General features: G+C 36.7%; 12 protein-coding genes. 2 read left to right on the top strand and 10 right to left on the bottom strand.

The features are described 5' to 3' along the window. The first annotated feature begins 163 nt into the window (after nt 1–163). On the top strand, nt 164–2,332 hold the full coding sequence (locus tag IGL07_RS02810; RefSeq protein WP_002361277.1) for an amino acid ABC transporter substrate-binding protein/permease: 2,169 nt from the start codon (nt 164–166) through the stop codon (nt 2,330–2,332). A gap of 1 nt (nt 2,333) precedes the next feature. After that, nucleotides 2,334–3,071: an amino acid ABC transporter ATP-binding protein gene (locus IGL07_RS02805; protein ID WP_002355616.1), complete on the top strand. Its 738-nt coding sequence runs from the start codon at nt 2,334–2,336 to the stop codon at nt 3,069–3,071. 47 nt (nt 3,072–3,118) lie between these two features. Here the strand turns inward: IGL07_RS02805 and IGL07_RS02800 are convergent, their stop codons facing one another. The 10 genes from IGL07_RS02800 to IGL07_RS02755 form a co-directional block, all read right to left on the bottom strand. Beyond that, nucleotides 3,119–3,838, bottom strand: a complete 720-nt coding sequence (locus IGL07_RS02800; RefSeq protein ID WP_010712025.1) for an MgtC/SapB family protein — start codon at nt 3,836–3,838, stop codon at nt 3,119–3,121. A gap of 35 nt (nt 3,839–3,873) precedes the next feature. After that, nucleotides 3,874–5,778 carry a heavy metal translocating P-type ATPase gene (locus IGL07_RS02795; RefSeq protein ID WP_002391769.1) on the bottom strand — a complete coding sequence of 635 codons (1,905 nt, stop codon included), beginning with the start codon at nt 5,776–5,778 and terminating at the stop codon, nt 3,874–3,876. 109 nt (nt 5,779–5,887) lie between these two features. After that, entirely contained in the window at nt 5,888–7,336 is a 1,449-nt protein-coding gene (locus IGL07_RS02790; RefSeq protein ID WP_002375978.1) for a helix-turn-helix domain-containing protein, read from the bottom strand. A gap of 3 nt (nt 7,337–7,339) precedes the next feature. Further along, on the bottom strand, nt 7,340–7,789 hold the full coding sequence (locus tag IGL07_RS02785) for a hypothetical protein (protein WP_010817057.1): 450 nt from the start codon (nt 7,787–7,789) through the stop codon (nt 7,340–7,342). Between the two features lie 194 nt (nt 7,790–7,983). Next, nucleotides 7,984–9,084 (bottom strand): DUF916 and DUF3324 domain-containing protein, encoded by a 1,101-nt coding sequence (locus IGL07_RS02780; protein ID WP_010817056.1) that lies wholly within the window; start codon nt 9,082–9,084, stop codon nt 7,984–7,986. Nucleotides 9,085–9,158: 74 nt separating this feature from the next. Next, a complete protein-coding gene (locus IGL07_RS02775) occupies nt 9,159–9,899 on the bottom strand; it encodes a WxL domain-containing protein (protein WP_010817055.1) in 741 nt (246 codons plus the stop codon). Between the two features lie 22 nt (nt 9,900–9,921). After that, on the bottom strand, nt 9,922–12,021 hold the full coding sequence (locus IGL07_RS02770; protein ID WP_010817054.1) for a lectin-like domain-containing protein: 2,100 nt from the start codon (nt 12,019–12,021) through the stop codon (nt 9,922–9,924). 19 nt (nt 12,022–12,040) lie between these two features. Next, complete coding sequence (locus IGL07_RS02765) at nt 12,041–12,820, bottom strand: WxL domain-containing protein (RefSeq protein WP_002355607.1); 780 nt, start codon at nt 12,818–12,820, stop codon at nt 12,041–12,043. 16 nt (nt 12,821–12,836) lie between these two features. Further along, entirely contained in the window at nt 12,837–13,568 is a 732-nt protein-coding gene (locus IGL07_RS02760; protein WP_002361269.1) for a WxL domain-containing protein, read from the bottom strand. Next, the gene (locus tag IGL07_RS02755; protein WP_025189309.1) at nt 13,568–13,951 is read right to left on the bottom strand and encodes an LPXTG cell wall anchor domain-containing protein; all 384 of its coding nucleotides are present in this window, start codon (nt 13,949–13,951) and stop codon (nt 13,568–13,570) included. The genes IGL07_RS02760 and IGL07_RS02755 overlap by 1 nt, the downstream gene beginning before the upstream one ends. Between the last annotated feature and the right edge of the window lie 169 nt (nt 13,952–14,120).

The raw sequence follows: 14,120 nt of genomic DNA, 5'->3' as shown, positions 1-14,120 counted from the left end.
ACTTCAACTGATCTTAATCTTTTGTTCTTGATTTCTATGTCATATTTTATAACATGAAATGTAAGGAAATTAGAGTTTTTTTTTCTTTTTAGCGTTCAAATACTTGTCAGCTTCCTATTTCTTACTATATAATTGTTCAATATGCAAAACTAGGAGGTATTTTATGAAAAGGAAACACTTTTTACTTTCTTTCTTTGTGATGATGGTAACTCTGCTAACATTCATTAGTGGCACTTCAGCACATGCAGAAGGAAAGAAATATACAATTGGAACGGATTTAACATTCGCCCCTTTTGAATTCCAAGACTCAAAAGGAAAATACATTGGTATTGACGTTGATTTATTAGATGCGATTGCCAAAGATCAAGATTTTGAAGTGGATTTAAAACCATTAGGCTTCGATAGTGCAGTCCAAGCGATTCAATCTAAACAAATTGATGGCATGATTGCTGGAATGAGTATTACGGATGAGCGAAAAAAATCCTTTGATTTTTCAGATCCATACTTCGATAGCGGTTTACAATTAGCGGTTAAAAAAGGAAACGACAAAATTAAATCATATGATGATTTAAAAGGCAAAACGGTTGCGGCTAAAGTTGGAACTGAAAGTGCCAATTTCCTTGAAAAAAATAAAGAGAAATATGACTACACCATTAAAAATTTTGACGACGCAACTGGCCTTTATAAAGCCTTAGAAAACGGTGAAGCGGATGCAATCGTTGATGATTATCCTGTATTGGGCTACGCAGTTAAAAATGGCCAAAAATTACAATTAGTTGGCGATAAAGAAACAGGCAGTTCTTATGGTTTCGCAGTGAAAAAAGGCCAAAACCCTGAATTAATCAAAAAGTTCAACGCTGGTTTGAAAAATCTTAAAGACAATGGTACTTATGATAAAATTTTAAACAACTACTTAGCGACAGGTGATGAAACAAACACACAAGACGCTGGCGAACAGATGAAAAAAATCACTCCTAAAAAAGAGAAATATGTGATTGCTAGTGATTCTACGTTTGCTCCGTTTGAGTTTCAAAATGCCCAAGGCGATTATGTCGGAATTGATGTAGATTTAGTCAAACGTGCAGCTGAATTGCAAGGTTTTACTGTTGAATTTAAATTTATTGGTTTTAGTTCTGCTGTCCAAGCTGTTGAATCTGGTCAAGCAGATGGGATGGTTGCAGGCATGACGATTACGGATGATCGTAAAAAAGCCTTCGACTTCTCTGTTCCTTACTTTGATAGCGGTATTCAAATTGCGGTCAAAAAAGGCAATGACAAAATTAAATCGTATGATGATTTAAAAGGCAAAAAAGTCGGCGTAAAAATTGGTACTGAAAGTGCTGATTTCTTAGAAAAAAATAAAAAGAAATATGATTACTCAATTAAGTATTTAGACACAACTGATGCATTATACAGTGCATTAGAAATTGGCGAAGTTGATGCCATGATGGATGATTATCCTGTCATTGGCTATGGGGTTGCGCAAAATCAACCACTAGCGACACCAATTCCTCGTGAAAAAGGTGGTTCTTACGGTTTTGCTGTCAAAAAAGGGCAAAATCCTGAACTACTTGAAATGTTTAACGAAGGCTTAAAAGAAATGAAACGTACAGGTGAATACGATAAAATTATCGGCACTTACGTGAAAGATGGCAACGAAGCCAAAGAAGAAACAGCTGACGAATCTACATTTGTTGGCTTTATGCAAAACAACTGGAAACAATTGTTACACGGTTTATGGATGACGATTCTATTAACGTTGATTTCCTTCGTACTTGCTTTAATTGTCGGCGTTATTTTTGGGCTATTCAGCGTTTCACCAATCAAAGCATTACGTGTACTTTCAACCATTTATGTTGATTTAATTCGTGGAATTCCTTTGATGGTCTTAGCGTTCTTCATCTATTTCGGATTACCTGGTGTGCTTGGCTTTAATATCCCGGTCTTCATTGCTGGGATTATCACATTAACTTTAAATGCCAGTGCCTATATTTCTGAAATTGTGCGCGGCGGAATCAAAGCTGTTCCAGTTGGCCAAATGGAAGCTTCAAGAAGTTTAGGTCTTTCCTATAATCGGACAATGCAAAAAATTATTTTACCACAAGCGATTCGCATTATGATTCCTTCATTCATTAACCAATTTGTTATTTCATTGAAAGATACAACTATCCTTTCAGCAATTGGCTTAATCGAACTACTACAAACAGGAAAAATTATTGTTGCTCGGACATTACAAAGTACAATGGTTTACTTCGTTATTGCGTTAATCTACTTAATTTTAATTACTAGTTTAACTAAATTAGCGAAAAACCTTGAAAAGAAGGTGAACTAATATGACTGAAAAAATCTTAGTTGAACATTTAGTAAAAAAATATGGTGACAACACGGTCTTAAACGACATTAATGTTTCTATTAACGAAGGCGACGTAGTCTGCGTCATCGGTCCTTCTGGTTCTGGTAAAAGTACTTTTTTACGTTGCTTGAATCAATTAGAAGAAGCTTCTAGCGGAGACATTATTATTGATGGTGCGAACTTGACAGATAAAAATACGGACATCAACCAAGTCCGTCAACATATCGGCATGGTTTTCCAACATTTCAATTTGTTTCCACATTTATCTATTTTAGAAAACATTGTTTTAGCACCAACCGATTTAGGTCGCTTGTCAAAAGACGAAGCGGAGAAAAAAGCGTTAGAACTTTTAGAACGTGTTGGGTTGGCAGATAAAAAAGATGCCTATCCAGATTCTTTATCTGGTGGTCAAAAACAACGTGTCGCAATTGCACGTGCGTTAGCGATGAATCCTGATATTATGCTTTTCGATGAGCCAACATCAGCTCTTGATCCAGAAATGGTTGGCGATGTTCTTGGTGTAATGAAAGATTTAGCAAAACAAGGAATGACAATGGTCATCGTTACTCACGAAATGGGCTTTGCAAAAGAAGTGGCTAACCGAGTAATGTTCATTGATGGCGGTAACTTCCTAGAAGATGGTTCGCCAGAGCAAGTCTTTGAAAATCCTCAAAACCCTCGAACAAAAGATTTCTTAGATAAAGTATTAAATATTTAAACAAAAGCACTTGGCGCGCGCTAGCGCCCAAGTGCTTTATTTTATGGTTAAATTGTTTCTGTGACAGAGACAGATTGAACGTGCCCTTTTTCTTTTAAGAGATGGTGCAAGTTGGAATGCCAGAAATCTTCTTTGCCTACATAAGAAATCTTTGCTGTTACTGCCTCTTGTTCGGATTCCAAAGTCAATTCTACTAAGCGCTCCCCTTTTTCTAAAGAAGCTTGAAGTTGTTCATGCAGTCGGCTTTCTTTAATCATGGGTTCCTTAATTTTTACAATAAGCTGCAATCGTTTTAGAGGAGTTTTTCGTTTAAAATGGGCCAGAGCTAATACTAGCAAAGTCGCCACGAGATTGATAAACGCAATGGTTAAAAAACCCATCCCAATGACTAAACCAATAATAGTAACATTCCACATCATTACTGCTGTCGTTAACCCAGAGACTTTCCTTTCTCTAAAAACGATAATCCCCGCACCGAGAAAGCCTACACCACTAATCACTTGGGCGCCATATCGTGTAATATCCATAGAAATAATGGACGCCAAGGCGCTATTTTGTTTCACCACATCGACTAAAATATCCACCGATTGAATCTGTAAAATGGAAATCGTACAGGAGGCCAAACATAAAATGGCATTACTACTGATACCGAAGCCTTTTCTTTTAATACTTCTTTCTAACCCAATCAAAGCTCCAAAAACCACGGCTAGAGCCATCCGAATGACAACGTCGGTGAGAGAAAGTTCAATCATTTTTAAAGAATTCATCGCTTTCTCTCCTTTCTTGCAAATGACTATTTGACTTATTTTGTATTAACTAATAAACGCAAGCCATTAAAAATGACCACTAAGGTACTTCCTTCATGAATAAGTACGCTAAATGCGATATTCGCAATACCTAAAAAGTTCAAGATAATTAACGTTGCTACCACTAACATTGAAAAAATAATATTTTGCTGCACAATTTTATTCAAGCGTTTTGAGACACGGTGAGCATAGCCTAATTTAGAAAGATCATTTTTCATCACTACCACGTCTGCAACATCGATAGCAATGTCTGTACCATCCCCCATCGCCACTCCGATGTCAGCATTCACTAAAGCGGGCGCATCGTTAATGCCATCACCAACCATCCCTGTCATTCCTACTTCGCGTTTTAATTGATCAACAATCGCTGATTTTTCCTCAGGCAAAACATTAGCATAAACTTGGTCCACGCCTACTAAGCGGCCAACTGCTTCACCCGTAAGTTTTGCATCTCCTGTAATCATTGTTGTTTCAATATTCTGTGACTTGAAATAGTGAATGGCGTTCATTGCTTCTTCATTAGGAACATCCATCAATGCCACTAAACCAATCACTTGTTCATTTTCGGCAAAGTACACTACCGTTTTGCCTTCACTCGCTAATTTCGTTGTTTGTTTCTCAATGATTGTTGGCACTTGTTCGAAACTAGATGGTTTACCAATTCTAAAAGTTGTGTCTGCAATGGTCGTTACTAAACCCACCCCGACAATATTTTCTACTTCTAAATTTAAAGCCGTTGTTTCTGCTTCAAAGCGATTAACAATCGCCGTCGCCAATGGATGATTGGATTTTTTCTCCATATTTGTTAAAACAGCCACTAATTCGTCTTGACGATCTTCTAAGCCATCAACAAAAAGATAATCTGTGACCTCTGGTTTGCCTTTTGTTAGTGTGCCTGTTTTATCAAAAGCGAGTGCTTTCACTTCAGCTAAATTTGATAAGAATGAGCCACCTTTAAACAAAACACCTTGTTTCGCTAAATTGGAAATTCCTGATAAAGTTGCCGGAACGGCACTCGCTGCTAATGCACAAGGGGAGGCAGCAATTAAGAAGACCAAGCCTCTGTAAAAACTTTCAGCCCAAGTCAATTGGAAAAGTAATGCGCCACCTAAAACAATTAGAGGAAAAACTGCTAAAACTAGTGTGACATATTTCGGTTCAAATCGTTTAATTTTGCTTGCAATTTCTGATTGATTTTCTTGTGATTGGTTCACGAGCTGTACGATTTTTGCAAAAACTGTTTCTGAACTATCTTTCGTTACTTCAACAACAATTGTGCCTGAACCGTTCATGGTACTACCAAAAACTGGGTCCCCACTATTTTTTTCTTTGGGAATACTTTCCCCATTAATAGATGATTCATCCACAGCGGTACTTCCTTCAATCACGACGCCATCTGTCGGGATTTGCGCACCATTGAGGACTTGCACGCGGTCACCAATCTTCAATTGTTCAACTGACACAGTTTGAATTGAGCCGTCATCTGTTATCAGGCGAGCTTCTGTTGGATTTAAATTTAATAGTTTTGTAATTTCACGTTGGCTTTTGCCTTGGGCATAATCTTCAAGGAAATGCGCCGCCGCAAAAATCAAAATCAACAATGCTGATTCTTCAAAACTTCCCATTAATGCTGAACCAACTGCAGCTAAGGTCATTAACAAATGAATATTAGGCGAAAACTTTCGATTGTTTTTCGTATCCCGATACGTATCTCCAAAGCCTTCCCCAATAATATGATAACCAGCTAAAATAGCAGCTAATGAGAAAAGAATATTTTTCACTAAGAGCATGTTCCCTAAAAATAAACCGATAAAGAAAAGAGCCAATCCTGTAAAAAAGAGAATAACTGGAACGTTTTTACCTTTTTCTTCATGTGTGTGTGCACCTGTTTGTTTTGACATTGTTATACGCCTCCTTATTAATGTTTTTCTATTCATATGAATGTATATTCATATTATAAAACACTTGGGTGGTTTTGTAAAGACTTAAACACAAAGACAAGCGATGATTCTATTCGATAGGATCACCGCTTGTCTTTGTCGATTCTTTTTGTTGTTGATATTTTTCTTCTTGAATAGTCAATAATGATTGCGTTAAATTGACCCAATCAATCGAACGAGGTGGATCCAGCCAAACCATAACTTTACTCTGTTCTTCTTGATACAAGTTATTTAAATTGGTAATCACCACATCTGGTAAGGTATCTGATAACGGGTCAATAATTTCTACATTTAAATTCACATAGACGGATAAATTTTTTTTGATGAATTGGTTATACTCTTTTCCATAAGAAAAATCAATTAGGACCTTGGCTGGCTCTGCAATTAAATGAACCGGAACATGATTAATTAGCAACAATAGATAGTTAAAAAACAAACAGTGATTGGCTTTCGCAATTTTTTTATGTTTTGCTGTTAACCAACGAATATATTCAATTAAATAAAAATAAAATTCCGGATATGTTTGCTTAAAAAACTGTAAATCCATTTCAAAATCGTCAAACATATTAAGCGGAAAGTAAATAACATTGAAATGAATAATTGCTAACCCTTCTTCTAGAGTATTCCTTGTTGACTCCTCTAAACAATTAAATGCTTTTTCAAAACTTCCAATGAAAACACGAGTTAGGCTTTCAATCGTAGGATCTTCGTGAATGACATATTTTTTCTCTAGTTTGCCATGCAAATACAAGAAAAAAACAATCGTATACGTTAATGATTTTGAGGCCAATGCCCATTCCACTTGCGATTTTTTTATTAGTTCCTCTGAAAATGTATTCAGTGCGCGCGTATCAATCCCTTCCACCGCACGTCCTTCGTTGTTAATCATAATAGCTAAATAATGAAAAAAATTGCGTCGCTCATAGGTGGTGAAAGTATAGTTTAACTCAACAGACTGTAATACACGTTTCGCTTCATTATAGACTTTTACCGAATATAGTTCGGAAATTGGTTGATTGGAAAGCGTGAACAATTTATACAAAAAAAATGAAATTGCTTTTTGATTGCCGACAATTTCCCGCTTACTAAAATAGATCTGATACTCCTTTAAGGCTTTTTTTAGCCTCTGTAAGGTACTATACGCCACAGAGGTGCTGACATGATTACATTCAGCAAACTTTGTCAAACTATAATTTCCTCTAAAGTAAGACAACACTAATTTAAAAGAGAGCGATTCTGTTAAGTATTTCGTGAGCAAAAGTTTACTTGAATAGTTTCCATCAATTTCAAGTGTAACATCTACATCAGAAACGACTAAAGTTAAGCTGTCGCTTAACTTTAGATTGTCAATATCTGCTTTTAATTTTTCTAATGTTTTTTTGACTAAAAAATTCGACATTGATAGTTCTTCGCGAAGTGCAATAAAAGTACCTGATAGCGTGGGACTTTCTTCTAAATGCCTTAGCAAGGAATAACTTCGTTGATCTTCTTTATTTAAAAAAATTTCATAATTCATCATTTATCAATTCTTTCTCCCATAAATAGCCGTTCCTACTAATTCCCGTATGAAATTCAAGTAAAAAGTGTTTTGCCCCTCCGTTCCAGCACCGCCTGTGCTATTTGGTACAATGGTGATATGGCTAGCATCAAATAATTCATCCGTGAAAAATACTTGATGCTGACTTTTCTTGGAAGAAGGCCTTTCTTCATTTGTTTTTGGATTATTGGTTTTCACTTCTTTTTTACTAACGTCTTCGCTACTTTCTTCCGTTTGCGTTTCGCTAGTAATAGTACTTTCATTTGTTTCTTCCATTTTTTCTGGTGTGCCAGTATTCTCAATCGGATAAATTTCTTCTGTTGGATTGGTCGGATTATAAATCGGATTCCGTTCTTCTACTGCTTGCACAGTGGTTACTTGAAAAAACGAGAGTAACAATGTACTCCATAATAGTAAATGTTTGTATTTATCCATTTTTCTCACATATATTGCCAAATACTTTAGCTACATAACAAAACAAAAAATATAACTAGTAAAGTGGTATCAGACGATATTTAACAATACTCCTTCTTATTATTTCTTTTTTTGAGTTAGGTTTGTTGAATAAACTGCATGTTTGATAAGTAAAAACAAACAAAAACGTTGCCGATGATCAAATCAAAAATTAACTACTCTTTATATTTCTCTTTCGTTTTTTCCTGTTTCTTTTTTCGCCAAATCAACCAGGCAATGATTAAAATCACTATCAATAATAGTAGTAAGCCAATCATCAAATATAAATTTGAATGATTTTCTTTTAAGGTCACATCTTTTTCATTTAATTCTTTGGCAACTTCGCCATTAATTGTAAAGTCTTTTTCAAATTGCCATTGATTTCTAAAAGATATCGATTCATTGTTTATTGATTTTTTAAATGAGCCTGCAGCATCTTTATTCCCAACAACGGTCATAGACAAATGATAATCTCCTGGCTTAAGCGGTTGCCCTTTTAGCGCAATGGGAACAGAAAAATTGGTATTTGGTGCAATTTGCATGTTTGCTTTTTCCTCTTTATATAAAACTTCTTCATGCCCCTTTTTGGTAATCTCTGCCGAAAAGGCAACTTGGTTAATATATGTTTTTTGATCATTTTGTAGATTGACTAAAATCACATTTCTAGCATTAATCTGTCCTGGTGAGACTTTTTTCAAAAGTAAATTCGGCTCAACCATTTTTTTGTTTTGTTGCATCAATAATGCAACGACATACGAATATTCATTTTTAATGGATAACCCCTGACTCTTATCGTCTTGACGTTTGCCTTCATCTGACGTTTCTTCTTTAAAAGTGATACCACTAGCTAACACTCCATCAAAGGGGGTATTAGGCATTTTGACGTTAATAGAAACCGTTTGTTCACTTTTCGGTTTTAAACGAACTGAGCTAGGGTATTGAACGTAGTCTTTTATATCAAACGCTAAACTTTGATCTTTTTTCCCCTTATTTTCACCATACTCCACGATTACATTTGAATTGGTAATGGCACTATTGATGGAAATACCTACCTTTACTTCTTTATCTGTATCATTGCGCAAGTTCACTTTCAACTCAGTTTCTTCATTTGGTGCTAGTAATAAATCAAAGTAAGTTTTTTCTTTATCTACTTGTTTTTCTGATGGAATAGGCGTAACCGCAAAATTAAATTCACTGGCAAAACCATTGCTAGGTACTAACGCTAAAAGAATTAGTAGTATCGGAAAAAAAAGAAATCGTTGTTTTTTTCTGTTCAAATTATTTACTCCTTTTCTATATGTAGTGAATAGCAGGTAACCATGTTCCCCGCTATTCTTCTTTTAAAACTCGTTTAATTTCCTGGAGCGTCTGTCAACGTCCATGTTAATTTTGTGGCGTATTTTTCAGCGTATTTGGTTGTAGAACCTGGAACAGTTAACTCAATACTTTTAGCAGCTGTAGTTGCATCTGTTCCCCAATCAAATAAATAAGTTCCTGCACCGTTTCCTTTCGCTGCACTCATTACATCTGATTGACTACCATCTGAATTTAGCGTGATTGTGGCTGGGCCTGTTGGTTTACCCGAATCTGAAGCAGTCACTACATTTCCGTTTTTAAACGTGATAGCTGCCCCAGTCAATTCTTTACCAGAAGTTGATTTAAATTGTCCTTCTTGTTTCACTTTTAATGACCAGCCAGCTTCGGTTCCACGGTTATCTGTTACTTGGACATAGTTAGGCCCTTCTTTGACTTCATCGGTTGCGCCTACCGTCTTGTATTTTTGGGTAGCAGCAAAATAAGTCTGATCCTTCGACGTGATTTTTTGAATACCGAAGTCTAGACTTGACGCATAATCAATTGACAACGGACCGTTTGTTCCTGGATTAGGACCTTCAGGATCTGTTGGGTCAATAGGATCAACTGGATTAGTTGGATCCGTTGGGTCAACCGGATTAGTTGGCTCTTCACTTGGTGTAAATTCTACGATACCATTAGATGTATAACTACCGCCATCTTCTGCAAAGGCTTGAGAAGTCATGCCTAAGCTCCCTAAAATAAATGTGGATAAACATACTGTTGTTACTTTTTTCATTTTCTTTTCTCCATTCTTTTCTTTAATTTCCTGGCACATCTTCTAACGCCCAAGATAAACGAGCTTTAAATGTTCCAACTCTTTGATAAGCTACAGGAACATTGATTTGAATTCCTTGTTGTTTTGATTCATCAAGTAATGCTGTTAAATCTGTTTCACCTTTCTGATTACTTTCTAAAAGCGTAATTGCCTCATTTGTAATCTGAGAGCTTCCAGCAGTTGAAACGAAAGAAAAAACATCTGGCATTACAATTGAATCATTTGTTAACGGTTGCGTTTGCTTTAGTTGCAGGCGCCAATTATTTGCGTTACGTTCATCCACGACTTTGAGTCCTTCGGTGGGATGCCCAAGTTTAATTAGTGGTTGATTACGTATCTTTTCCGTACCAAAAGTAATCTGTTTTGGTGCCTCTTTAAAATATAGTTCCCCTAAACGATAGTAAAAATAAATATCTTTTGTTTCCTCTGTCATTGTTCCTTCCGCATTGCCCGAGTCTTTTGTAAAAACATAGCCAGAAATATCTAGGGGTTTTTCTTGATAGGGTGCACCAATTTTCCCTGTTACACTTTTAGGTGGAGCAATATCTTTACCTTCCGCGTCTTTATAAAAAACGGTTACTGTTTTTTCTGTTGGTTTAGGAATAGTAATCGTTACATTATTTGACTTTTGCAGTAAGGTTCCTTCTTCATAATAGTCAAAGTTCATAGTTAAAACTTTTTCGGGCGTATTATCTTGAAGGGTTGTTTTTAATTCAATCATCATGTCCTTCTTTAAAACTAGGTAGTCATTTAAAGCAATTGTTAAGTGATTCCCTGTTTGTGTCAGATCTTTGGCTGCTACCTTTTTACCATCAATCGTTAATGAATTTTCTTCATATGCTAATTCATCAGGTAAGTCAATGCTTACTTGCGGTTGACGATCTTCGATAAAGTCATTGTCAATATTCAACGTATTCCGTAGTATCACCTGATCATTTTTCACTGCTTCAACAGCTGAACTAAACTCCTGACCATTCACGCTAAGGGCTGCTTGTGACGTAACGTTGGTAGGAATTTGTGTCATTGCTAAAGCATTCTCTTGGTATTTGCCACCTGTAGAGGATGTAAAGCCCCAATAAACTGTTGTTGCGCCAAATTGTGCATTTAAATCTGAAACTACATACGTATTCGTGCCCACACCTTCTAAATCATATGTTAATGCTTTGGCTGCGGCATTCCAATGAACAGTCAACATGCGCCAGGTTCCATTAGATAGATAGGTTGGCGCAACAGTGACACCTGAATGCTCCCCTGTATAGTTGTTGTTATTAGCTTTCGGAGTGACAAAAGCTAAATGTCCATTTCCCTTATCTTGTGAAATTTCTCGGTCCATTCGGTTGGAACTACCAGTATTTTTATAGGTATCAAACTCAATCGATAAGGCATTTCTAACATAAGGTTGACCAGCTTTCGTGGAGTATGCACCGATTCCCATCCCAGGTGAACCAATGACTTCTTGAGGCGTTGTGGACATTCTAGGATCATTCGTTAAGGTAAAGGTCATACCATCACCAGCATTTGCATACTCGTTTCCTAAATACAAATAACTTTTAAAGGTAAAATCCGACAATAAACTGATTGGTTTTTTTGACCAAATAGCTCCTTTTTGTGATTTAACAGCTGGGTTTAGTTGTAATAACTTCCCACCTTCTAAAATACTTGTTGCATTTCCAATTGGCTCTTGAAATACCTTGTCGATTGGAATGATATTAGGATCATCGGGCAATGAAGTAGCGTATGGCGCAGCCAACATGCGCGGCTGTGGTTCAACTATCGCCGATTCCGTTGCACTGTTATCGTCATCCTTTTGTTGTTCGCTAGGTTCTAAAGTAGCCGTTGATTGGTCTGTTTCTGCTGGATGATTATCGGTTGTTGTTGTCGTTTCTAGGGAAGGTTCTTGCTCTAATGTTTCCGAGTGAGAAGGAGCGCTAGTTGCCTGATCATTGGCCGATTCCTCCACTATTTCCCGATTGACTTCGTTGATATTTGTCGAAGGATTACTAATCGCTTCGCTAGTAATAGGCGCAAGGATTAGTAAGAATAAACTACTTGCCAAAAAGACTAGGCTTTGTTTGTTTCGCATCTCTCTTCACCTCTACTTTTTAAATTCCTGGTACATCCGTCAACGTCCACAATAATTTTGTTTGATATTTCACGGCATCTTTAGGGGTTGACCCTGGTACTGATAGCGCAACATCTTTTGTAACATTAACATTGTGTACCGTATTGGTTTCATCGCGTTCTGCAACCACTTCTACTTTACCCCAATAAGTAGCCCAGGTTCCTGCACCGGTTCCTTGCTTCGCAGCTGCCACTAGCGATGCGGTTCCTGGAACAAGGGCAATCTTATTTGTTGCCTCTGGTTTCACAACATTTTGCGCATTACTATTAACGGTCGGGTTAGCTAAAGAAATTTGCGCACCTGTCAACTGACTATTTAAAGTCGCCTTTGTTGCTTTAAATTGCTCCTTTTGCGTAACCGTTAAAGACCAACCGCTATTGGTTCCTCTATTATCAGAAATTTGCACAAAATTTGGTGTTTCTTTTTGATTTTCTTGATATTGCTGTGCTCTTGCAAAATATACTTGGTCTTTATTCGAAATACGATTTTTCCCAAAGTCAAAACTTGAAGCATAATCAATAGACAGCGGTCCTTGGGTACCTGGATTAGGACCTTCTGGGTCTGTCGGATCAATTGGTTTGACTGGCTTTTCTGGATCGGGATTTTCTGGATCAACCGGCTCTGTCGGATCTACGTTCGGAATAAATTCTACTAAACCATTCGAACGATACTCTTTTGGCTCCTCTGCCTTCGCTTGTAAGGACCAACCAGCAACTGCAAATGTACTGCATAGAACGATTCCTGTGAATTGTTTTTTCATTGCTTTTCTCCTTTATTTAATTATTAGCGGGAGTATCTTCTAATGCCCAAACTAACTTCGTTGAATATTGTTGTGCAAGCTTTACAGATTTTCCGGGAACGAATAGTTGGACAGCTTCTTTATTTGTTGCTTCATTTGAACCAAAGCGATAAACCCAAGTCCCAACACCTGTTTCTTTTTTAGCGTTCATCGCTAGATTATTATTTACACCAGGTGTTAAGGAAATAGTACTACTGACTTCAGTAGGTTTATATTTTTCATCCACCATTGAAGCAGCTTCTGCCTTTGTAAACGTTAATTGAGCGCCGACTAGTTCCTCTCCAGTAGCTGTTTTAAATTGTTCAGGTTGGGAAAGCGTTAGTTTCCATCCTGCTAACGTTCCTCTTTTATCAGTTACTTGTACATAGGTTGGTTTTTTTGAACCATCTTTCATTTCATCTGGCGCAGCATAATACGTTTGATCTGCCGTAGAAATCTTTTGTGTGCCAAATTTAAATTTTGACCCATAATCAATTGATAATGCACCACCCGTTCCTGGCCCTGGAGGATCAATTGGGTCTACTGGATCAGTAGGATCGGGATTTTCTGGATCAACAGGCGGTGTGATTTCGTTATCGCCTGCTTCAAAAGTAATTGTGCCTTCCGTATTGTATTCTTTCGGAAAAGTTTCTGCTGCTGATGCGTTTATTGCTTGAAACCCTACGCCTAAAAGTATGGTTGCCGATGTAAGTAAAACAGTTTTTTTCATTAAATAAACTCCTTCTCTCGTTTCATTTTATTAATTAAATAAATGACTACTCCCAACAAACTAACTCCTATCAAGGAATACAGCGGATTTTCAGACTCGCCTGTTTTAGGTAAAACTGCTTGTCCAGAAGCAGCTAAATTGTTTCTTCCCTGTTCTTCTGATTGTTGGGTATCCGCTACGTCATTTGACTCTTTTTCATTCTCATAAACGTAGGTACCATAGAAGCTCGCTTGACCATTTGATTCATAATTATTTTCTTCAGCCATAACGCTTTTTGTTTGCAACCCAATGATCAATAGCCCTAAACATACCAAACTAAACCTTTTTATGATTTTCATCTGAATTCCTCCTTCCCCATTTTCAACATTGACTGGCCCAGCCAATAAACATTATATAAAAGAAATATTTATTAGATTTTTTTATTTTTTTCAGACGCTTTTAAAAAATAAAATGGTTTAAGCTAAGAAAGCTTTAAAATCAACACTTTTAAAGACAAAAAAATAAACAAAAAAACTTCGAAAAATAATTTTCGAAGTTTTTTTGTTTATTTTT

The sequence above is a fragment of the Enterococcus sp. DIV1368f genome, from assembly GCF_051712245.1.
GTDB classification, from domain to species: Bacteria; Bacillota; Bacilli; order Lactobacillales; family Enterococcaceae; genus Enterococcus; species Enterococcus faecalis.
The sequence above is the reverse complement of the archived record's forward strand: the minus strand, read 5'-3'. Positions and strand labels throughout refer to the sequence as shown.

What these genes read in the sequence shown, in the direction of transcription:
- IGL07_RS02810 (WP_002361277.1), top strand. Translation starts at nt 164, where the DNA reads ATGAAAAGGAAACACTTTTTACTTTCTTTCTTTGTGATGATGGTAACT.
- IGL07_RS02805 (WP_002355616.1), top strand. Translation starts at nt 2,334, where the DNA reads ATGACTGAAAAAATCTTAGTTGAACATTTAGTAAAAAAATATGGTGAC.
- IGL07_RS02800 (WP_010712025.1), bottom strand. Translation starts at nt 3,838, where the DNA reads ATGAATTCTTTAAAAATGATTGAACTTTCTCTCACCGACGTTGTCATT.
- IGL07_RS02795 (WP_002391769.1), bottom strand. Translation starts at nt 5,778, where the DNA reads ATGTCAAAACAAACAGGTGCACACACACATGAAGAAAAAGGTAAAAAC.
- IGL07_RS02790 (WP_002375978.1), bottom strand. Translation starts at nt 7,336, where the DNA reads ATGATGAATTATGAAATTTTTTTAAATAAAGAAGATCAACGAAGTTAT.
- IGL07_RS02785 (WP_010817057.1), bottom strand. Translation starts at nt 7,789, where the DNA reads ATGGATAAATACAAACATTTACTATTATGGAGTACATTGTTACTCTCG.
- IGL07_RS02775 (WP_010817055.1), bottom strand. Translation starts at nt 9,899, where the DNA reads ATGAAAAAAGTAACAACAGTATGTTTATCCACATTTATTTTAGGGAGC.
- IGL07_RS02770 (WP_010817054.1), bottom strand. Translation starts at nt 12,021, where the DNA reads ATGCGAAACAAACAAAGCCTAGTCTTTTTGGCAAGTAGTTTATTCTTA.
- IGL07_RS02765 (WP_002355607.1), bottom strand. Translation starts at nt 12,820, where the DNA reads ATGAAAAAACAATTCACAGGAATCGTTCTATGCAGTACATTTGCAGTT.
- IGL07_RS02760 (WP_002361269.1), bottom strand. Translation starts at nt 13,568, where the DNA reads ATGAAAAAAACTGTTTTACTTACATCGGCAACCATACTTTTAGGCGTA.